The following is a 21,025-nucleotide window of genomic DNA, read 5'->3' as shown; positions in this document are numbered from 1 at the left end:
CGAATTCTTTGACCGATCTGATGCCGATTGAACTAACAGCACCGCGCGGCTACGTCGGCGACGCGTCCCTCCCCTTCGCCCGCGCTCCGGGCCGGAGCATTGGCCGTTTACTCGGTCTAGTGACCCTGTCGTCGATTGCCTTGCTTGCAGCCGACGCAGGACGGGAACTGCGCGCGGAAGCGCCAAAGGCCAGAATCGTCGGCTTGGGCGCAGCGACGTGCCGGCAGTTTAACGATGATGTCAAAACCAATCCTTTGATTCGGCGGGACTATCTGGCGTGGGCTCAAGGGTTCATGAGCGGCATCTTGTTGAGCAGGCCAGCCGGAGTAGACGAGGGTCTCGATCTCAATCCCCCGAGCTTCGGCCTCATCGTTCAACTGCACTTTATGGAAGATCAGTGCGCGAAGAGCCCGTCACTTGATTTTTCGGACGCCGTAGCAGCCCTGTACAAGCGGCTTCGTCAGGAGGGCAAGATGTGAAATTGAAACAATGCGTCAAGCCGCGCCGGCTGCGGCCAAGGAAACGATCATGAGCGACGACTCACAAACCTTAAAGATGCACATCCGCACCGAATCTTCGGATGGGCGCGCCCCGGTCGCGACGCTCCGGTAGATGACATGAACACAGTGATTGCCATGAACGGCTCGGGTCGAGACTTGAGGTTGGACCTTTTCCGCGGGTTGGCGAATTGGGCTATCTTTCTCGACCACATTCCCAATAACGTGGTCGCCTGGATCACGATGAAGAACTACGGGTTCAGCGACGCGGCCGACCTGTTCGTCTTCATCTCCGGCTACACGGTCGCACTCGTCTATTCGCGGACGATGGCCGTCGATGGCTTTGTCGTGGCCGCGGTCGGCATGCTGGCTCGGGCCTGGAAGCTATACGTTGCGCATATCCTGCTGTTCGTCGTCTACGTCGCCGCGATCGGCTACGTGGCCCAGAATTACGGTCACGCCTATCTGCTCGACGAATTCAACATCCGGCGCCTGATCGCCGATCCGATCGAATTCCTGAAGCACGGGCTGCTGCTGGAGTTCAAGCCGCTCAATCTGGACGTCCTGCCTCTCTACACCGCGCTGATGGCCACATTCCCGCCGTTCCTCTGGCTATTGACGCGGACGCCCGGCATGGCGCTCGCGGCCTCGTTCGCAATCTATGCTGCGGCCCTGACCTTTGATTGGAACCTCGCGAGCTATCCCGATGGCGCCTGGTATTTTAATCCCTTCGCCTGGCAGTTTCTCTTCGTGATCGGCGCCTGGATTTCGCTCGATGGAGCAGGCCTAGTGAGGCGGTTGACCGCATCCCGCCCGGCTCTGTGGTCGGCCGTGCTTTTTCTGTTGTTCAGTTTCGCCGTCACGCTCGCTGCGCGTTTCGGTTTCTCATCGGCGATGCCGGCACCGATCGCCGATCTGTTTCTCCCGAACGACAAGACGAACCTAGCACCGTATCGGATCCTGCATTTCCTCGCGCTTGCGCTGGTCGTCGCGAGATTGGTACCGCGCAGCGCGATGGCGTTGAAGCTTCCCGTCCTGCGTCCCGCGATAATCTGCGGCGAGCGCTCCCTCGAAGTATTTTGCGTCGGAATATTCCTGTCGTTCGTCGGGTGCTTCCTCATCGAATTGGTTTCCGACTCGATCGCCTTTCAGTTGCTCGTCAGCCTATCTGGCATCGCCTTGATGACAGCCGTCGCCTACTACCGAACGTGGACCAAAAACCTCCGACCGGCATCGACGCCCGACAGATTGAGGGCCGTATGATGTCAGAGCCTCATGGAGCGAAACTGATGGCGCCTGCAGCTTCGATTACCACGCGCTTGCGGGTTGAGGGGATGGATTGCGCCTCGTGCGCAACTAAAATCCGAAACGCCCTGCAGCGCATGCCTGGCATCAGCGAGGTGAACGTCTCCGTAACCGGCGGAACGGTGACGGTCAGACGCGATCCCAACGGTGTGGATGATGACACTATCCGGGACCAGATCTCAGATCTGGGCTACGGGGTAGCTCGCTCGGAGACCTATCGGAATGATGTTCAGGGAAAAGGCGAGGAATCGTCTCCGGCGCAGCATGACGCCCATTCGCATCTGGAAGAAGCCTCCGGCCAGCATTGGTGGCAAACCCGCAAGGGCCAGTTGACGATCGCGTCCGGAGGAGCTCTCGCGGTCGCTTTCGCCGTAGGAAAAGCCGTTCCGGCCACCGAGCATTTGGCATTTTTAATGGCGATGATGGTCGGCCTGATCCCGATCGCCAAGCGCGCGATTTCCGCTGCGATGGCAGGCACGCCGTTTTCGATCGAGATGCTTATGTCGATCGCAGCGGTTGGAGCGGTGTTCATCGGGGCGACGGAGGAAGCGGCGACGGTGGTCTTTCTGTTCCTGATCGGCGAACTGCTTGAGGGCGTCGCCGCGAGCCGGGCGCGCGCCAGCATCCAGGACTTGACCAAGCTGGTACCGAAGACCGCCCGATTGGAGGAAGATGGCCATGTCCGCGAGGTGCAAGCCGATGCGCTTTCAGTCGGGGCCACGATCCAGGTGCGTCCCGGCGACCGGATCCCGGCGGACGGCGTCATAATGTCCGGAGAGAGTTCGATCGACGAGGCGCCGGTCACCGGCGAAAGCACGCCCGTCCGGAAGGGCCGCGACGAGAACCTGTTTGCCGGTACCGTCAATGGAGACGGACTGCTCAGCGTGCGCGTGACCGCCGCAGCGGCAGATAACACGATCGCCCGCGTGGTGAAGCTTGTCGAGGAAGCGCAGGAGTCGAAGGCGCCGACCGAACGTTTCATCGACCACTTCTCCCGCTATTACATGCCCGGCGTGGTAGCGGTAGCGGCCCCGGTAGCCATCGTACCGCCGTTGCTGTTCGGGGGAGCTTGGAACGCCTGGATCTACGTAACCGCGCATTCAGGATGGGCTTCGATCAATATCACGAACCGCCGGAAGAGCTTTCGCAGGAAACCCGTACCTTTGCGCGAATGATCACGTCGCTGATCAAGGAGGCGGAGGCAATCGGCTGGTACGAACAGCGGATGTCGCTCGAAAAAGACAGGGAAGCCAGGGCCATCATGGCGAACGCACAAAAGGAAGCGTTCAAGCATTTTGGCATCAACCTCGAATTTCTTCTTCGCCGCAACGAGGATTGGCGAACCGAGCTTCGAGGCATTCTATTCACGAAAGGCGACATTGTGAAGCAAGGCGAAGCTGCCGAGAAGAAGGTCGACTGATTCACTGCTGAGGTGACTGCCATGGGCGATAAGAGGTCGATCCCGCGGAAAAAAGTATTCAAGAACGGAAAGATCACATTCGGCGGATCCGTTATCGACTGCACCGTCCGAAATCAAACAGTGTACGGGGCTTTGCTGGAAGTGGAGAGCCCGCTTGGAATTCCCCGGCACTTTGTACTGGATATCGCGGTCGATCACCTTCGGCGCAAATGCGAAGTTGCATGGATGAAGGAAAAGCGGCTGGGGGTCGTTTTTCGAGGAGGCTGACCGCTGAGATTGGTGAATTGGGAAGAGAGCGTCCAATGATGAAACTAGCCCTCGCGTTCGCGTTTTGTCTTTCCGCAGCGGACGCTCAAGGCAGAGCCTCCGGCGTCGCTCAAGGCGGCTGGTCGAAACTTTCGGCTGCGCAAATGCATCGTCTTCTTGGAGCTGTTCGTCTGGCGCTTCATCAAGCACAAGCGGGGTGCGGGGCAGATGCGAGCAGGGTCAGGACCGGCTTTGCAACATATTTGCCGATCTCTGCTGGGCGATAGGTCATCACGATTCACTTCGAACAAGTTAAATGCGGCAACGGTCAGCTTTGCGCGCCTGAAGGATGCCTTCACCGCGTGTTCTTCTCGAGCGCTGACGGCAAGGTTAAACGCGCTTTCTGGCGGGGAAAAGTCCGCGAAATCGATAGGGCGTTCTTCGCTGGCAGTCTGCTTATCGAAATCGATTGCAGCCAAAGAGACAGCGTCTGCAAGCTTCAGTTGAATTGGAACGGCAAAAGCTTGCAGACCTCGACAAGCAGTGGATCTATTCGGGCACGTTAGCGAGTTTGCTTATTTCATTGATGTCTTGCGAGTCTTTCAGCAGCTTACTCGCAACTTCATATGACCGGTTGAGTTCGGCCAGGCGACTCATCTCGATCGTCGGCTGAACGTTTGATTGTTCCAGCATGGCTTGCAGTACCGTCGCCGAGCCAGCACTGACCTTCGGCTGCTGATCGGACCGGAGTAAATTTTCTCCTGCTGCCTCTAGCCTCGCGCCGGGGGCAAAGCTCACAAGCTTTAGCCTACCGAGTTCTACTTGCTGCATTAAAACACGGCCAGAGGGGTCGATCGTGATCTCACCCGATCGAAGCGGAGCGATTATAACGCCCTTATCACCAAGAACGGGCAGACCTTCCAATGTCACCAGCCGGCCCTTGGCGTCCAAACTAAAGGAACCGTCCCGGGTGTATCGTTCCCCCTGGTTCGTTTGTATTGCAAAATACGCATTTCCGTTGATTGCCAAGTCTAACGGATTGCCGGTAGATCGGAAAGCGCCGGACGCAGCGGATGTAAACGGCAGCGCAGCATCGACCAGCGACAATGGGCGCTCTGGCTTTTCACCTATTTCCTGTTTCTTTTCCGGCTTCAAGTGCTCTTGAAAGGAGAGCTGCTGAGCACGATAACCCGTCGTTTGGCTGTTCGCCACGTTGTTCGCGGCAACATCCAGCCGACGCTGGAGCGCCATCAATCGCGAGAGACTGATGAGCGTGGATTCTCCGACCAACCGAACCTCTTCTTCGCCGAATCGATGCGATTCCAATCGAAATTAGGCGTTGCGCCAAGACCAAAACTGACGCGCTCAGCGCAAGCGTCCTGAACACAGGAATTTGGCCAATCAACGAAGGGGAGTTGAGCCGGGTCCACTAGGAACAATGGCAGGAGATATTCGATGGCTGAACCTAAACACACGAAGCCGTCTGCTGAGCCGTTCAGCTACGAGGCGTAGAGGTTCGTTCGTGGACCAGGTTTATGGCTAAGCAGGGTACACCTCGCGTGAGGGACGACGGCCGGACGCGTTTGAAGAGGACGTTGCTCAGGCGCCCGGCCTTCCGGCATCTTGTGAGGGATGCGCGGAATTGAAATATCAGTGAGGACGGCGGTGCGCCGGCTTCACAATGACGCGCTGATTGTGTCCTCGATCCCAATAGCGCTGCATAGCTCGATTGCCATAACCACCGGCATGGCCGCCCATTTCCGCGCGTGGACCGTGGTGACCTGAGCTGACCACCGGGTCTGCGGCCGCAACGCGCGGTGTTGCGATCAATATACCGAAGAAAAATTGACCCACAGCAAAAGCGCGATGAATGCAAGACTTAACGGCGACACGATCTGCAACCGCCCTATCCTACCTTGAAAATTGCCGAATTCGCCGACCCATTCGAGCCGAAAGCCGACGGGTAGCAGAACCTGCTCTGCGATCTTTTTCCGAGCTTACTGAATTGCGCTGCCGAGATCCCGATCACGCACGCTAAACTTAATCACTTGATCGGCAGATACCATCGTTGCTGCTCGCGGTAAATGTAGCACGGCCCCGAAACCAATCTGACCTTGGCTATCTCGCTGAGCGGAATGTGGGCAATGCCACTCTGACCTTGCGCAACAATAGTGATGTTGCTGATCACCTCAGGATCCTGCCAAAACCGCGGCGCCAGCCGGCCCATGGTCGGAAAGTGGCGATCGCTGCCGGGTTCGTAAACGTCGCCGGCGGACTCGCCGCCGATGGCTGTTTTGATTGTTAAGTTGATGTCGCCGGGTTAAATCCGTAGCGGCGCGGTCGATTTCGATCTGAATCGTAGGCTGGCCAAGCCAGGTAAATACGGCAAGATCGGCGACGCCGGAAATAAGCCTCGCCTACGGGACGTCGCGGCGAAGCCCATTTTCTTCTGCTGTTGATTGAAACGTGATGCTGGCTTTCTGGAATGAAGAGCCCAACTCGTGACGAAGCGTCCATTAGAATTCATGTTCGTTCGCTTCCGGCTTGGCGTCCTTCGGCCTCGAGCGCCGCGCGTTGAGCCGCCCGATTACGGGTAGGAATTGCAATTCCAGGATCAGAACGACTAACAGGGTCACCAGTCCGGCAATGAGAAGTTCGCCGATCCCAGCGAGCATACCGACCGCCGACGCTGCCCAAATGGCAGCAGCCGTGGTTAATCCTCGCACGTTGCCGCCGTCCTTCTTGAGTATCATCCCGCCGCCGAGAAAGCCGACGCCTGTGGCGACACCGGCGATTATGTTCTCCGCAGTCGCTGGAAAGTTTTCGACACCAACGGCTGTAAATGCGGCTGCTCCCATGCTGACCAGCATGAACGTGAAGTTGCCGGCCTCGGAACCGCGAAACTCGCGTTCCCATCCGATCGAAAAAGCTAGCACGACGGCAACTCCGATTCGGACCAACAATGTGAGGTCAATTCGGGTACTTCCGCCGGCGTCTCCGGTAGCAGCTAAAGCAGCCTTTGTTGGCCCAAAGGCAACAGCGATGATCGCTACATGTAACAACGTGCGACGCAAGCCGTTTTTGGTGACCATTCGGCTCAAGGGGTTAAACATGGGTGTCCTTCTGAAACCCAACCCTCGCTGCGTGCCGGTTCCGGTACCGAGACGCGCGGGGCTTATCGCGCTCAACTGTCAAATGGCTACGGTGGGACTTCCGGCGTCCTTGCTGAGCGTGTCCCAGCGTCCGGCGGCCCTGCCTCGTTCTTCGACGGTTCGCCGGGATTGTCTTTGAGCGGCGTGAGGACCGTTAGGACAAGAAAGTTCGTGAGCGCGAGAATGAGGCCGAGATCGTAGTAGCCAAACCCAACGGCCGCGCCCACCACACCGACATTCCAAATACTCGCGGCCGTGGCCGTGCCGTGCACGGCGCGCTCGGCCTTGAGGATGGCGCCGCCGCCGATGAATCCGATGCCAGTGATCAAGCCTTCCAGGACACGGGCCTGCGCCGTCGAGCGTTCACCAAGGATCTCGATGGCGAGGATGACGAAGCCGCAGCTGGCAATGGCCACGATCGGAAAGGTGCGCAAGCCGGCGCTGCGCGCCTGCCGCTCGCGGTTCCATCCGACCGGCAGTGCGAACAGGAACGCCAGAGCAAGGCGTACGAGGTGATTTGGAACATCCCCCCAGACACCCCAGTAGGAACTAATCATCACCACCATCCGCTCCTTAGAGGCTGCTTCGAAATGAAAGTAGTGGGCTCAACGGGTTGCGCGGGAGAGCAAGCGCAAAGACGAGAAGGCAAGCCGTGGCGCTGGCGGCGGTGGCCTCGAAGTCCTTGGCGCGGGACGACTTCGCGGCAGCGAGGCGAAGGTGCGTTTCGACCACCCGTTTGAGTCCAGGGACTCGAGGGCGGCGCGCGGTTGGGGGCGGTAGACCCGGTCGGCGAAGATGTGACGCAGCTTGGAAAAGCGTTGGCGCGAGGCGCGCAACAGCGGCCACGGCGCCGTGCGGATGCTGGATGTTGGCCCCTGGACCTGGCCGACCAGCAGAAAACCTTGGGTGGTGACGATGTAGGTTTGCGGCCTTTGATGCGTTTGCCGGCGTCTACCCTGCGCGGGCCGCCATTCTCGGTGGTCAGGGCACTCTGGCGGTTCGATGATAGCCGAGGGCTCAACTTGACGCCCCATCGCTTATCGAACCTGCCGGACCTTGAACCAACGCCAAGTTGCCATTCTCGCCCGGCGGTAGAAATAGCCTTGCACCGTGGAGCCTGGCGGAAGTCCCTTGGGCAAAACGTGCTGCTGACAGCCGGTGGCCAAGATGTAACGGATCGCATTGAGGATCGTACGAAAGTCGATAGGCGCTCGAACGGCCGCGGCTTGGGCAGTAGGCCTTCCCCCGTCCACCGCCTCCGTGTTGTCACTTGGATAACGAAGTCCGTCATGCCGATAATTCCTCCGAGTGGCTCGAGCGTCTGCGATGACATCGATCGGCAACTTTCCATAACGACCACAATAGGCGTACTCGATATCGTGTCAGGGGACCTGCTCCCATTACCGTGCAACAAGGCGCACTGGCGCCGGATGCGACTGTTTGCCGCACGTCTTACTCTGCTGCTTGACCCAAGCTGGTGTACGAGGTGCAGCCGAAGCCTGTTGAACCGGCAGCCTGCGCCGACGCCGGTCGCAATGGCGCCCCAGCGCCTCGCCATCTGGCGAAGGTGAGCAAACAGTTTCGATCACCGCATCCCTGACGATGGCACCAGCGATCCTTAGTCTGCCTCGCCCCATCGGGGAGCATCGTTCCGCCGCCGATGGCAACTGCGCCGCACTTCGTCACGAGTTCCTCTACCTTGCGGAAGCTTATCGTTTGGCAGCAGTTCGGCATGCTCCCCGTCGAGCCGGCCTCGCAAACGATCGCTTCTGCGGTAAGCTGAAGCTCAAGAGCGTGAAGAAGCCGTCATGCAGCGAGATTCGGTTCGGCCGGCAAGGAGGGCATTCGCCCTCCCACTCGGCCGCGCTGCGCAGATTTGCTCGCAGCAGCAACGTCAGCGCGGCTGGAAGCTCTATCCTTTCATGCCCCGAAGTTGGAGTGCATTGGCAAGGGCAAGGCAGCGCGCCTGTACGAGTTCGCGTGGAGACCTCCATCTCCCTAAACCGCCTTGCCCCGGGCCTAGTTCGTGCTGCACGCCTGGGCATTACCGGATAACCCCTATGACGGCCTCACCACCGGCGTAGCCCTGCCGCTGTTCCGCAGCTTGGCAATCAGGTCGCCGGCAACCTCGCGCCGAACCTTCGGCGAACACGCCAGCCTTTGGAGTGCCGGTGTTGGCGCCATACCCACTGCGTAGACATTCGGAAACTTGGTTTCCAACGTGCGCGGATTAACCAAATCCAGCCGTCTTCGGCCATTCCGCATTCTACCACCACATTGGGAACGCGATGCTTAGGAACGCCCAGGAATAGGTCGAATGCCATCTCTACCCCGTTGTCAAGCGTCGCGACCTTGTGGGCCGCGTTGACGGAGACGACACGCCGATCTGGAATGAATTTGATGAGCCGCTCCTCGAATGCCGCCACCAGGGCTTGCGATTGCAGAAGTCGCACGCCAGGCTTCATAAAATTGCGGTGCGGCATCCGCACCGCGTCAACGGTGGATCGGCCGAACATGATGACAAGCTTGGAGTACCCGAACACAAATGCGTCGCTCTTGTCTATCAGAGTGACATCGACGCCGTGGCCGAACGTCTCGGATAACAGCGTGCTGAGTTTGAGGCCGCCAAATCCAGCCCCCAGGACGACTATGCATGGCTTGTTGATATGTTCGTTTGCATACGTTCGAAGCACGGCCGGCGCTGCGTTGCGATCGCATTTATTCGCCAGCACGGTGATGGTTGCGACCACCGCGAGGATTAACCCGGCTGAAATCTGCCGCTCTGCGGTTTCGACCACTGAGTATAGCATGAAATCCGCCGCGAGGATTGCGACACCGGAGACCGCCGCGTCGAGGGTTCAGCCGACGGACCGGAAATTGATGCCGGCGCGGATTTTAACCGCAATCGATATCCGAGATTTCGGACGTTGGCTTCTACCCAGTGGTTGCTCGAACGGTTCCCCTCATTGCCAATTCTTCCACACTCCGACCGTCGGGCGAGAAGAGGCTGGGGTGGCTACCATGCCCTCGCCGTCGCAGCCAAGCATAGCATCAGAACACGGGGCAGCGACCGATGTTCCTCCGGTACAGCCATTGGCATTAACCGACATTCAGCATGCTGTGACGCCTGCTATTCGCCACAGCGATTGCCGACCCGAGATCGGCCGAGACAAGTGCGCAAGACAGGCAAAAAGCGGACAACGCAGCGCCACCGCGACTTCTCGACGCAATGAAAAGCTGCCAGGCGGCTTCCTTGGTTCGTGTGACGCTGGCTCGCACGTCGAACCTTGCCGAGTAATCAACAGGAAAAACCTCCATGTCAGACACACCGATGGCTGCGCCTCAACGAGAGCCTCGGCCATGTGGCGCCCGCACTGTAAGATCGATCCTGGTCATGGAGGATCGCCTGGGTGTCGAGATCGACTGCCGCAGCTGCCTTCGGGTCAGGCTCTGTCGGGGTGAACTCGACAAGATCATCGAGCGGAGCGCCGCATGAGGCGGGTTCGCCCGCGCCGCAAGGGGCAGCTCAAGCCGGGACATCCTACCTTCCGGCTCAACCCGCGCCGCTCCGGCAAGGCAGCTTCCCCAACCAAGGCGGCTATTATGACCAGGGTGGGTACGGACGTCGATTTGCGATTATAAAAATATCGCCGCCGTGGGTTGCTTTGGAAGGCTATTCGATGACTGATAGGAGCAGATGCCCGCGATTGATGGGCGCGTCGGCGAGCGATGCCCCCCGATTCCAAGTTGACCTTCAACATCGTGGCGCTACAGGGTGCTTAGTTCCGTCGTCGCACTTTAGCGATGGACCGCCGTGGCTTGGGCTACCTTTGCCAAGGCGTTTCGGGAGTGTGGCTTGCCGCGTCGATCCGGTGCGCCACGGCTTTGATCTTCGTCCCGTCTTTTTGGCGCAGCGATTGGCGCGGTGGATTCCGGAACGGCAGCGTTGTGGGCGACCGTCGCGGTCTTTCCCTTCGGAATCACGCCCTTCTGAATCACGCGCGCGCATCGATTCCTTCCGAGATTCGGTGATGGACTTTTTTGCCCCGGTCACACAGTCCATGGCGGCGCACGCTTACCTCGCCTATGGCGCCGTGTGCGTACTCGCTTTTTTGGAGGCCGTTCCAGTCCTCGGTTCGGTTGTGCCGGGTTCGGCTCTCATTGTTGCAGTGGCGGCCCTGATCCCAACCGGAACCGTGAAGATGTGGCCGCTAATGGTCGCCGCCATCATTGGTGCAATCCTGGGCGACGGGCTGCCTTACTGGCTTGGACACCGTTACCGGCAGACGATCCTTGGGCGCTGGCCGCTCGATCGCTATGCGGGCCTGGTCGACAAGAGCCGCGCATTCATCCATCGGCACGGCGGCAAGAGCATTTTCCTTGCCCGCTTCACTCCAGGCGTGCGCGGCTTCGTTCCAATGGTCGCGGGAATAGTGGCGATGCCACCAGGCCGCTTCTACCTCGTCAATGTTCTCTCGGCCTTTGCCTGGGCGCCCGTTCACATCCTGCCGGGCATGCTCCTTGGAGCATCCCTGGCGCTCGCGGGCGCGGCGGCGGGACGATTGGCGCTTCTGCTCGTCCTCATTGTTGCCCTCGGCTGGTTGTTGATTTTTGGCCTGCGTTTTGCACTCCGTCGCGCTTCTGTCTTCATGGCGACAGGCGAGGCTCGCTTACGTGAATGGAGCGCTTCGCAGGACACGTGGCTCTCCCGGCAGATCGGGACGCTTTTCGTTCCAGAGCGAAGCGAGGCTCGGGCGCTGCTGCTCTGGGCAGGTGTGGTCCTCTCCTCCGCTTGGCTTTTCTTCAGCGTCCTGGAGGATGTCGTTCAAGGCGCTCCTTTATTGCAGTTTGATGGCGTCATCCATCGCGTCTTGCAGGACCTGCGCACGCCCGCCGGCGATACGTTCATGATCGCCATCACCGAATTGGGTGACCCCGTCGTCACCACCACAGTGACAATCGCGGTGTTCCTTTGGCTCGCGTGGCAACGCGCCTGGCGGACCGCCTTCTATTGGGCGGCTGCCGTCGGCTTCGCCGCAACCCTCAACACAATCACGAAGCTCGCCATTCACCGCGCTCGACCCGGCGACCTCGCTTATGTTGGAGCGACAGCGTTTTCATTTCCGAGTGGTCATGCCACCGTCAACGCTGTCCTGTATGGTTTTCTAGCCTTTCTCATCACGCGTCAAATGCGCCCTGCGCGGCGGCTGCCAATTTTCGTTGCGGCCCTGTGTTTTGCAACGCTGATCGTCTTCTCCCGCATCTATCTTGGTGCTCATTGGGCCTCCGATGTGCTCGGCAGTCTGACTTTCGCGACTGCCTGGGTCGTCGTGCTCGGATTTGCCTACGTCCGACACTACAAGAAAATGTTCGATCGACGAAATCTCGCTCTGGTCGCTGGCGCGGCACTGGTACTCGTTGGCGGATTTAATATCTCACAAAAACACGCAGCGGACCTGCAGCGCTATGCGGTCCGCTACGAAACCCCGACAATCGCAGCGGCTGATTGGTGGACAACTGCGTGGCAGACATTGCCGGCCTACCGCATCGATCTGACCGGAGAGATCGAAGAACCGCTGACCTTGCAATGGGCAGGAGCGCTCGAAAGCCTCAAGACGAAGTTGTTCGCCTCCGGATGGCGGGAACCCGAGCCGTGGACAGCCGCGAGCACACTCGCCTGGCTGGTGACCGCCGACCCCCAGAAGCTCCCGGTGATTCCTTCGCTCCAAGCTGGTCGGAGGCCAAATTTCACTCTGATTCGAGAAAGTGATGTGAACCCAAATGCGCGGCTGGTGCTTCGAGTTTGGCCAGCAGACCGCGCTCTCCAGAATGGCACATCCCGTTCGTTATGGATGGGTTCGGTTGTTGAGGAGCAAACGTTCCGCCCGTTATCCTTCGTCACGATCGTTTGGGCGAATTCAGAGGTTGATCGTCCGCTCGAACTTCTGGCACAGTCGGTAAGAGGCGGACGCTTCGCGCAGCGTGAATTGAGCACGGAAACATGGAGCGGACGCGTTTTCCTTGCGCAAGAGGATTTCGCAAGTCCGTCCGCAACTCAGAGTCAGTAGGCGGAGCCATGACCAGTCATTCAGCCAACCATCAACCCTTTGACCGTCGTGTGGAAAAGGCCGCACTGGCGCAGGAGATCAAGGAAAGCCGTCGCGCAGTTCTCGTTGTGAATACGCGGTCGCGGCGCGGTGCGCGGGCCTATTCGGAGGCGAAGCGGCGACTCACTGAAGCAGGAATCATCCTGGACGCTTCCTTTCCCGTCCGGCACGCCGAGAGACTACCGGAGATCGTGCGAGAGGAGATCGCCAAAGGACGCAAGTTCATTATCGTGGGCGGAGGTGATGGCACTATCAGTTCGGTAATCGACCATTTTGCCTACGTCAGCGTAGTCTTCGGACTGCTGCCGCTCGGCACGGCCAACAGCTTTGCCCGCACGCTCGGGATTCCGCTTGATCTGCCTGGAGCCATTGACGTCCTTGTCGGCGGGAGGGTCTTCGATGTCGATCTCGGCAAAATCAATGACCACTACTTTGCCAATGGGTCTTCCATCGGAATGCCGGCCATTGTCGGCCGGGCGACACCGCACACCTTGAAAAAATGGCTTGGCCGAGGCGCCTACCTCCTGGTCGGGGCAAGCAAGTTCATGCGCTTTGCGCCTTTCCGATGCATCATCGCCATCAATGGCCAGGAGACCTCGTTCGACGCACTCGACGTTCGGATTGCGAACGGAGGATATCAAGGCGGTGTTCTGGTTGCGCCCGACGCCAACCCTGACGATGGCAAGATCGTGGTCCACATCCTCACGGGGGCGTCCAAGTGGGCGCTGGGCAAGCAGTGGGCGCGTACCGCCCTCCGCGCGCCTTTTAGGGCTGCCGATATGAAGATCCTTAAAGCCACAGAACTGATGATCGACGCCGTCCCAAAACAGGACGTCGCCGTCGATGGCGAGGTTATCACAAAGACGCCAATCCGAGTGTCGGTCGGACGTGAAGCCCTCATTTTGATGGTGCCTCAAGCGTTCGTTGAGCGCTTTGAGGCCGGTTCAGAACGCACAAGCCCGGAAACCATGACATGAGATGGATCCTGATCTATCTCGTAGAACGGTTGGCGCGTGATCCCGCCCTGCGAGTTCTCCTCCGCGCTGCGCTCAACGCCCTTGGACAACGCGGCGGACTTGGTGGATCGGGAAACCTCGCCATCGATAAAGCTGGTTCGGAGCCGTCCTGGCAGGCGTCGTAAGAGGCTCTTCCGCTCTCACGTGGCCACGGCAGGCGCGCTCGAACCCTCATCTGGATACTCGGCAGCGGGCTGCTCTTGCTGTGGGTGTTGCTGGTCGGCGTCGCTTACGCACTTTGGATTGCGTTCGGAGACTGGGCCATCACCCAGGCGAGCGACATCAGTCGCAGCGCAGGGCCATCGGAACTGGCCGGCCCGATTGCGTCATTTGCAGGTCGTGTCCGTAACTTGGTTGGGCCTACTCTGGCCGTAATTGGTATTACGGTTTCGGCTGTGATCTTGATCGTGACCGCCCTTACAGTCCGACTGCTGGGTGGTCCAACACGACCCTGAGGAGTGAGCCTCGGATGAGGAGACGAAACCTAAAGGCTGGATGAAAGACCGAGTGCAGTGGCCAGCATTCAAAGATCTGAGACGGCCCTCCGCGCCCATTTTGCCGTCACGAGATCGTCATAATGGACGAGCCGAGGCATCGATGTCGTGCATGCTGCTCTGGCGCGGGGATTTCGTCTTTCGCGACGAGCTTGCTGCTATTACCTAAGCACCGAGAAACGCCGCCCTGAAAGCCTGGCGAAAATTCTTGTGCCTGATCTTGATCCCCCTCTGGCGCGTGCCCACCACTCCCGGTTCAATTGATAGGCGACCAATCTTTCAGCCGATCGTCATGACGTGGGAAGCACAGCGCTTGCGGCGGTACATTGCTGTTCAACGTTTAGCCGCCCTCGCGAGACGGTCCTTGAGCGCATGGCTGAGCATCAGCCATACCGGCTCGGCTTGCTCCGGATCGAGAAGCTCGCCGTCGTCGAGCGGCCTGCTCTCCGACGGCGGCATTTCAATTGGCACGAGGGTGGGGCCCGACGGGCGCACGCGGCGCGGATCTTCGTCCTTGTGGTCGCGTGTATCCCAGCGGTCGTCGGTCATGTCGATGCCGCCGCAAAAGGCGAGAGCGTCGTCGATGACGACTATCTTTTGGTGATGCGCGGCCCCGGGCGGATGGGCGCCGTCAAGCCGAAACTGGAAACACTTGCTCGCCATCCAGTTCAGCAAGAAAAGCGGCGTAGTCCCGCGCACTAGCGTGCCGATCAGGCCAAGGTTCCATTGAAGCACCCGGACGCACACTCCCGGACGACGCTCAACGAGGGCGGACAGGAAGGGGCCAAGACGGTCAGGCAATCCTGGAAGCGGACGGTCTGGATCGAGTTTAATGCGGGTGTCGAACTCCCAGCCAATAAACAGGACCGAATGTTGCGCGTGCAGAAGCGCCGCCCGAATCAGCTTGAAGTAGGACGCCGCATCGACAATGGGAGGCCAGCCGGTCGGCCCTCGCTACCCGCCAGCAGGTTAGGCCGGCTTGCAGCAGGGGAGCGCCGCTCGGGATTGCGGGAGCGGCATGTCGGACGTGATGTTCCGAAGTACAATCTGTTCTTGTCACATGCGCTCCTTGATTTGCGATGTTTGGTGCGGCTGGTAAAATCCCGATGGAAGGGAACGCATGCACGGCCGGCGAGTTTCCTCGGCTCGTGGCCAAAAAAGCTGGCAGTGCGGGACGCATTTAAGAGGATTATTCTGATTGGATTGGATCACGCAAGCGGTTGAGCGCACCGGGTATTCGGCATCTTCGTCCTGTTGGCCGAGAACCTCTTTCCGCCAATCCCCTCCGAGGTGATCATGCCGCTCGCGGGCTACGTCTCCGCGCGCGGTCAGCTGACTTTCGTCGGTGTACTTCTCGCGGGCGCAGCAGGATCGCTGGCCGGGGCGCTGTTCTGGTGTGCGGTTCGACGATGGTTCGGTAGTCATCGCCTCAAGCGCTTTGCCGCCCGCCACGGCCGCTGGTTGACCTTAAGCCCAGCTGAGATCGATCGCGCAAGTGCCTGGTTTGCTCGTCATGGCCGGACCGCCGTTCTCGTCGGTCGGTTGGTGCCCGGAGTTCGCACACTCATCTCGGTTCCAGCCGGGGTCACGGAGATGCCTTTCATGCCTTTCCTCGCCACCACGGCCGTGGGCACCTTGCTCTGGACCGGGCTGCTGGCCGCCGCAGGTTACGTGTTAGCCGAAGGTTACCGGACGGTGGGCAACTGGATCGATCGAGCCGGTCAGCAACGGCATCGTGATTTTGGCGCTTGCGATATACGCATACCGGGTCGTGACGTTTGACAAGCAAGCCGGCCGACCTTGATAGGTAAAGAAGTTGCGGCTTTCGCCGATCCGGCGGACCTAGGCGAAGGAGAACTCAGGTGAGACGTTTTGTGATTCTGGTCGCCATCGCGTTGTTAGCGACCTTGCCGGCGGTTCTCTTCCGACTGATCGGCTTGCGGCCGAGCCCGATTCTGGACGCGGCGGTATTCGGGCTCGCGATCCTTGCCGCGGGCTTCCTCCTGTCATGGGGCGCGGAAGCTGCCGAACAGTACATTTCACAGGGACTAATTCTCGCCGCCGTTGCTCTCGTGACGGTGCTGCCCGAATATGCCGTCGACCTCTACTACGCCTATCAGGCCGGGCGTGCCGGACCGGAGTCCCAGTACGTCCACTATGCGGCCGCCAACATGACGGGTGCCAATCGCCTTCTGGTCGGGCTCGCCTGGCCTCTTATCGTACTCCTGCACTGGCTCAAGGACCGCCATCGCTCGATTGATCTTGCACCCGCAAATGCCGTCGAAGTCGGCTTTCTTTTGCTCGCAAGCCTCTATGCCTTCGTGATCTTGTTCAAAGGCAGCATCAGCCTCCTCGATTTTGCTGCCCTAGTTGCAATCTTCGGCGCCTATGTCTGGCGGGTGCGCAAGCTGCCGAAGACCGACAATCCGGACGAAAAGGAAGAGCCGGGGCCCGCCGCCGCGCTAAATAAGCTTTCCTCTAGAGCGCAGTGGACCGCAATGGGCGGGCTCGTTCTGGTCGCTTGCGCGGTTATCCTCGCGGCCGCCGAGCCCTTCGCTGAAGCCATGGTCGGCACTGGCCGTGCCTTCGGCATCAACGAGTTCCTGCTGATCCAGTGGCTGGCGCCGCTAGCAAGCGAGGCTCCAGCGGTCTCGGTCGCCGTGCTGTTTGTGCTCGCCAACCGCGCCGGCAACGGGCTCACGGCTATGATCAGCGACAAGATCAACCAGTGGACGCTCCTCGTCGGTATGCTGCCGCTTGCCCTAAGTTTCGGGGCCGGCGCCGTCTCCGCGCTCCCTCTCGATGCACGGCAGAGCGAAGAGTTTTTCCTGACCGCCGCCCAGTCCATGTTCGGCCTCGCGCTGCTCCTGCGCCTGCGACTAGGGGTTGGGTCGGCGCTGGCTCTTGTGGGTATGTTCGCCGTTCAGGTCGCGCTGGCATTCATCTTCAGGAACGACGAGGCGCGCACGATTGCGACCCTGACCTGGCTCGCCTGGGCCTATCTTGTTCTCGCCGGCGTGCTCTTCCTGGTCAACGCGCGACAGCTCGCCACCATTCTCCGCACGGCCTTCGTTTCACCTTCGGGGGCCATCGGAGCGGCATCTTTGTCCGACAGTACGCCAGCCGTCGATCGCTTACCGCGCTGACGCCGCAGCGCGGCGCATCATCTCTTGTCGAAAGTGGCGATCAAAACTCTCGCGAAGCCTCTAAGGCCGTTTGGTTAGCCGTGGTGACAAGCGATGGGCCGAAGGTTGATTCTTTTGTTTGAAAAGACCGCGTGGCCGACAGTATTCATCTAAGAGCGCAAAACGCGTAGTCTAACGTAAAGAAACAAATCTATGCTCAGACGTTACCATTTTTCGGGAGTAATTTGCAAAAAAAGCTGGCGATTTTCATCTCCAAAAGGCACCGGTAAATGTCTTCGTCCGATGCGCAAACGAAATCAAGTGATGCAGCCCGCCGAGAGCGGAAGAGGACGAAAACCTTGCTGCTCATTCTAGCCATTGGATTCCTTGTTTTTGGCGCCGCCGCGGGCGCGCTGTATTATGGACTGCGGCCGACAACTCTCCGGATTGCCGTTGGGCCGCCGGGAAGCAACGACCATAAAGTGATTGAGGCGATGAGCGAGGCCTTCGCCAGCGAAAGTAGGACCGTGAGGTTGACCACAATCACGACCCGTGGCACAGCGGAAGCTCTCGCTCTACTTGGTGCTGGCAAGGCCGAACTTGCGGTCGGTCGTGGCGACTTGGAGATGCCGCCCGACGCGCAGACAGTCGTCGTTTTACGCAAGAACTTCGTTGTGCTGTGGTCGCCTTCCAGACTTAAGGGCAAAAGCTCAAAAAGAAAGCCGACGCCAAAAATCAAGGAGATAGCCGATCTCGAAGGGCACAGGATAGGAGTGATCGGCGGGACGCCCGCGAACGCCGCGTTGCTGCGGGTCATCTTGAGCGCTTCCGGCGTGCAGGCCGACAAGGTCACGGTTACCCAGTTTGGCACGAACCAATTAGAGGAGCTGGCGCGTGACCCGGCCCTCGATGCCTTCATGGCGGTCGGTCCGCTCGACAGCAAAATAACCTCTGACGCGGTCGCTTCGACCGCCCGCGCGCGTGGCGAGCCAAAGTTCCTTGCGATCGATGCATCACAAGCCATCGCCATAAGGCACCCGCGTTACGAATCCGAAGAAATTCCACCCAGCATCTTCAATGCGAACCCGGCCTGGCCGGATGACAAGGTCGAAACTGTAAGCGTCAATCATTTAATTCTCGCACGGAAAGCTTTGTCTGAAACGATAGTGGCGGCATTTTACCGCCAGCAACTCGCCCTCCGGCAGGCGATTGCGAGGCAAGTACCCGGCGCTGCGCAAATGACCAAGCCGGACACCGAGAAAGAAGCCGAGCTGCCGATACATCGCGGAGCGGCAGCCGTCATCGACGGGACTGAACGCACCTTCCTCGACCGATACGGCGACTACTTCTGGTTCGCACTCCTGCTGCTTTCCGGCATTGGTTCGGCCGGTGCTTGGCTACGCCAATATCTAAATCGCGACGAAAAGGACGAAAATACCAGCCATCGCCATCGGATCTTGGCCATGGTTTCAAGGGTTCACACCGCGGAATCCGACCACGCGCTTTTGGCGATGCAGCAGGAGGTAGATGCGATCATTGCGGAAGCGCTCGAACACTACGACGAAGGCACCATCGAGGAACAAGAACTGAGCCCCTTTGGCCTGGTGCTCGAACTGTTCAATCATGCTATTGTCGAGAGGCGCGCGGAGTTGCAGGCGGCTCCTTTAAACCTGCTCACAGCTCGGCGCTAGGCTGCAGCCTCTCAACCTCCACGTCCACCTGCTTTAGAACCGATAGAGCGGAAGTAGCAATTTGTGCAGGCTTGTGGGCCAAGCGGCCAATTCTCCGCTGCGATGCCGCGCTATCTCTGGTAAAGAGCAGGTTGAACTGCAAACTTCCTCATAGAGAAATTATGTAGCTATTTCAATAACATACGAGTTCGTAGTTTTATTCTGAATGGCGCGCCAACTTAATATTAGGTTGATATCTTGCATATTTGCGGAGCGCCGTTGCAGAGCAATTCGCCGTATTGACCTCCAGATATTTCAGAGGTCATTCAAGTTGGCAGCGCCGCAGAGCGCGATGTTCAATTCTTGCAGGACGATTTCTTCCGGATAGCGGCTCCTCGTTGCCCTCCCGTGACCGAGTCCGGATCCATCCCGTCCCGTCGATTGCCGCTGCTAGTACATCAAACACCGCTGATGTCTTCATGCTACCAGACTGAGGCTTAGTCCGGGAGTCTTGGATCTGTCCCTGTCGGATGGCACGCACGGCGCTCGCTTGGTAATCTCTATAGCACTCGACGGGTGTACTCTCGTTCGGGAAGCGACCAGATCGGATGTCTCAAACGTCGATTGTCAGGGAAAATTCAGACAGGATTGTTAGAGAACAAACTGGGAATAATATAATGCACGTACTTGAGGCTACTCTTTGCTCATTTGCATTACGCCGCTGTATACGAGAACACGAACTGCATCGATCCTAGCGCGAACCACCCGCTGGAAGCGTTGTGCTCTTACGTTATTGAGCACAACGATATTTATTGCGTACTTTGCAATTAACTCGTCGCCCACATCAGCTTTGAGCGACGAGGATTGGGACTCGTGCGTGCATGCGGCCGAAATCGTACCCGATCGCTCGATCCGGGGATGCACAGCGGTTATCCAGGCAGGCGAGCGGATGATCACCCAGTTGGCGGCGGCTTATAACAATCGCGGTGTCGCGCTGCGGTCGAGTGGAGATATCGACCGTGCCATGGAGGATTACGATCGAGCACTTCGTTTGTCCCCCGACTACTATGTCGCGCTCAACAACCGAGGCGTTGCTTTAATGAGCAAGGGAGAGCTTGATCGCGCGATTTCTGATTTCGATCGCGCCGTACAACTGAGGACTGACTACCTCGGTGCCTATTATAATCGCGGGAAGGCACTCGGGCGTAAAGGACTCTTTGATCGTGCCATCGCGGATTATGATCTGGTCATCAAGGCTGATCCGAAGAATCCGACCTTCTTGTTCGAACGCGGAACGATGAAAGCGAACGCTGGAGATCAGAGCGGCGCGGATGCTGATTTCGAGCGCGCCGAATCGCTCAGGTCGAATGGTGCGCGGACGACGCGGCCACGATGAAACTCGCCCAACCTAGACGCCGTTGAACTTGTCAGGCTGATGGGAGCCGCAACTCCGCGTGAAGGCCTCCATTTCTGCCATTGGATAGTTCGACAGAGCCGCCGTGCAGTGTGGCGAGATCGCGGACGATTGCGAGTCCGAGCCCGCTTCCCGGTTTGGCCTCGTCGAGCCGCTCGCCTGGGGCGAACGCGCGGTTTAGTGCATCAGCCGGGATGCCTGGCCCGTCATCAACGATCGTAATAAGGAGCTGCCCCGTCGGGGTATCGCGCGTAGCCTTGATCGAGACAACACCACGAGCCCACTTGCAGGCATTATCGACCAGGTTGGCGACCATCTCGTCAAGGTCGTTGGGATCGACGGCGGCAAGCAATTCCGTCTCGGCTGTATGGACGATCGTCAGCTCACGATGAGCATAGAGCCGCCGCATCGCCGCGGCTATTGGTACGCATACGACGAAGACCGCCTGATTGACGGATGCGCGCGGGCACGGCGGGGTCTATGATGGCGTTGGGTGAAGGTCAGGCGGCTTGCTGATCGGTTGGCTTATCGGCTTGGCGCAGGAGCTTCCATTCCCAGGGCAGCAGTTCGTGCAGCCGC

General features: G+C 59.2%; 17 protein-coding genes and 3 pseudogenes. 12 read left to right on the top strand and 8 right to left on the bottom strand.

Annotation, left to right across the window (positions count from 1 at the left end; genetic code table 11):
* Positions 1-8 precede the first annotated feature (8 nt).
* The 5 genes and pseudogenes from G8O24_RS21700 (at position 9) to G8O24_RS21680 (ending at position 3,489) form a co-directional block, all read left to right on the top strand.
* Positions 9-479: a hypothetical protein gene (locus G8O24_RS21700; RefSeq protein ID WP_244645942.1), complete on the top strand. Its 471-nt coding sequence runs from the start codon at positions 9-11 to the stop codon at positions 477-479.
* A 138-nt stretch (positions 480-617) separates the two neighbouring features.
* Positions 618-1,760, top strand: a complete 1,143-nt coding sequence (locus tag G8O24_RS21695; RefSeq protein WP_188102857.1) for an OpgC family protein — start codon at positions 618-620, stop codon at positions 1,758-1,760.
* Between the two features lie 26 nt (positions 1,761-1,786).
* Positions 1,787-2,890, top strand: a pseudogene (locus G8O24_RS21690) (heavy metal translocating P-type ATPase); the annotation flags it as partial.
* 17 nt (positions 2,891-2,907) lie between these two features.
* Positions 2,908-3,222, top strand: a complete 315-nt coding sequence (locus tag G8O24_RS21685) for a ferritin family protein (RefSeq protein ID WP_188102855.1) — start codon at positions 2,908-2,910, stop codon at positions 3,220-3,222.
* A 21-nt stretch (positions 3,223-3,243) separates the two neighbouring features.
* A complete protein-coding gene (locus G8O24_RS21680) occupies positions 3,244-3,489 on the top strand; it encodes a PilZ domain-containing protein (RefSeq protein ID WP_188102853.1) in 246 nt (81 codons plus the stop codon).
* Between the two features lie 528 nt (positions 3,490-4,017).
* Here the strand turns inward: G8O24_RS21680 and flgF are convergent.
* The 5 genes and pseudogenes from flgF to G8O24_RS45645 form a co-directional block, all read right to left on the bottom strand.
* Positions 4,018-4,758 carry a flagellar basal-body rod protein FlgF gene (gene flgF, locus G8O24_RS21675; protein WP_188102851.1) on the bottom strand — a complete coding sequence of 247 codons (741 nt, stop codon included), beginning with the start codon at positions 4,756-4,758 and terminating at the stop codon, positions 4,018-4,020.
* 542 nt (positions 4,759-5,300) lie between these two features.
* Positions 5,301-5,876 (bottom strand): annotated as a pseudogene (locus G8O24_RS44395) (efflux RND transporter permease subunit); the annotation flags it as partial.
* Between the two features lie 108 nt (positions 5,877-5,984).
* Complete coding sequence (locus G8O24_RS21665; protein WP_188102848.1) at positions 5,985-6,581, bottom strand: MgtC/SapB family protein; 597 nt, start codon at positions 6,579-6,581, stop codon at positions 5,985-5,987.
* Positions 6,582-6,667: 86 nt separating this feature from the next.
* Positions 6,668-7,186 (bottom strand): MgtC/SapB family protein, encoded by a 519-nt coding sequence (locus G8O24_RS21660; protein ID WP_306666315.1) that lies wholly within the window; start codon positions 7,184-7,186, stop codon positions 6,668-6,670.
* 471 nt (positions 7,187-7,657) lie between these two features.
* Entirely contained in the window at positions 7,658-7,873 is a 216-nt protein-coding gene (locus tag G8O24_RS45645; protein ID WP_368736611.1) for a transposase, read from the bottom strand.
* Positions 7,874-8,458: 585 nt separating this feature from the next.
* Between G8O24_RS45645 and G8O24_RS46375 the strand changes: the two are divergent.
* Positions 8,459-8,694, top strand: a pseudogene (locus G8O24_RS46375) (IS5/IS1182 family transposase); the annotation flags it as partial.
* A gap of 37 nt (positions 8,695-8,731) precedes the next feature.
* Here G8O24_RS46375 and G8O24_RS21650 read toward each other — a convergent pair.
* The gene (locus G8O24_RS21650; RefSeq protein WP_244645940.1) at positions 8,732-9,430 is read right to left on the bottom strand and encodes an NAD(P)/FAD-dependent oxidoreductase; all 699 of its coding nucleotides are present in this window, start codon (positions 9,428-9,430) and stop codon (positions 8,732-8,734) included.
* Positions 9,431-10,651: 1,221 nt separating this feature from the next.
* Here G8O24_RS21650 and G8O24_RS21645 point away from each other — a divergent pair.
* Together G8O24_RS21645 and G8O24_RS21640 are read left to right on the top strand one after the other, a co-directional pair.
* Positions 10,652-12,688, top strand: coding sequence for a bifunctional DedA family/phosphatase PAP2 family protein (locus tag G8O24_RS21645; protein WP_188102845.1), 2,037 nt, complete (start codon positions 10,652-10,654; stop codon positions 12,686-12,688).
* An 8-nt stretch (positions 12,689-12,696) separates the two neighbouring features.
* Positions 12,697-13,704: a diacylglycerol/lipid kinase family protein gene (locus G8O24_RS21640; protein WP_188102843.1), complete on the top strand. Its 1,008-nt coding sequence runs from the start codon at positions 12,697-12,699 to the stop codon at positions 13,702-13,704.
* 866 nt (positions 13,705-14,570) lie between these two features.
* On the opposite strand, the gene G8O24_RS44390 is transcribed toward G8O24_RS21640, so the two are convergent.
* Positions 14,571-14,972 (bottom strand): phospholipase D-like domain-containing protein, encoded by a 402-nt coding sequence (locus tag G8O24_RS44390; protein WP_244654219.1) that lies wholly within the window; start codon positions 14,970-14,972, stop codon positions 14,571-14,573.
* A 519-nt stretch (positions 14,973-15,491) separates the two neighbouring features.
* Between G8O24_RS44390 and G8O24_RS21630 the strand changes: the two genes are divergently transcribed.
* The 4 genes from G8O24_RS21630 to G8O24_RS21615 all read left to right on the top strand — a co-directional run bounded on the left by G8O24_RS21630 (position 15,492) and on the right by G8O24_RS21615 (position 20,428).
* Complete coding sequence (locus G8O24_RS21630; RefSeq protein ID WP_244645939.1) at positions 15,492-16,019, top strand: DedA family protein; 528 nt, start codon at positions 15,492-15,494, stop codon at positions 16,017-16,019.
* 92 nt (positions 16,020-16,111) lie between these two features.
* Complete coding sequence (locus tag G8O24_RS21625; protein WP_311972553.1) at positions 16,112-17,383, top strand: calcium:cation antiporter family protein; 1,272 nt, start codon at positions 16,112-16,114, stop codon at positions 17,381-17,383.
* Positions 17,384-17,652: 269 nt separating this feature from the next.
* The gene (locus G8O24_RS21620) at positions 17,653-19,053 is read left to right on the top strand and encodes a TAXI family TRAP transporter solute-binding subunit (RefSeq protein ID WP_188102840.1); all 1,401 of its coding nucleotides are present in this window, start codon (positions 17,653-17,655) and stop codon (positions 19,051-19,053) included.
* A 928-nt stretch (positions 19,054-19,981) separates the two neighbouring features.
* Positions 19,982-20,428 (top strand): tetratricopeptide repeat protein, encoded by a 447-nt coding sequence (locus tag G8O24_RS21615; protein WP_209612057.1) that lies wholly within the window; start codon positions 19,982-19,984, stop codon positions 20,426-20,428.
* Positions 20,429-20,459: 31 nt separating this feature from the next.
* Here G8O24_RS21615 and G8O24_RS21610 read toward each other — a convergent pair whose 3' ends face one another.
* Complete coding sequence (locus G8O24_RS21610; protein ID WP_188102839.1) at positions 20,460-20,855, bottom strand: ATP-binding protein; 396 nt, start codon at positions 20,853-20,855, stop codon at positions 20,460-20,462.
* Positions 20,856-21,025: the final 170 nt, after the last annotated feature.

Origin of the sequence: Bradyrhizobium campsiandrae (assembly GCF_014529705.1) — a bacterium.
In the GTDB taxonomy this organism is placed as follows: Bacteria; Pseudomonadota; Alphaproteobacteria; order Rhizobiales; family Xanthobacteraceae; genus Bradyrhizobium; species Bradyrhizobium campsiandrae.
The sequence above is the reverse complement of the archived record's forward strand: the minus strand, read 5'-3'. Positions and strand labels throughout refer to the sequence as shown.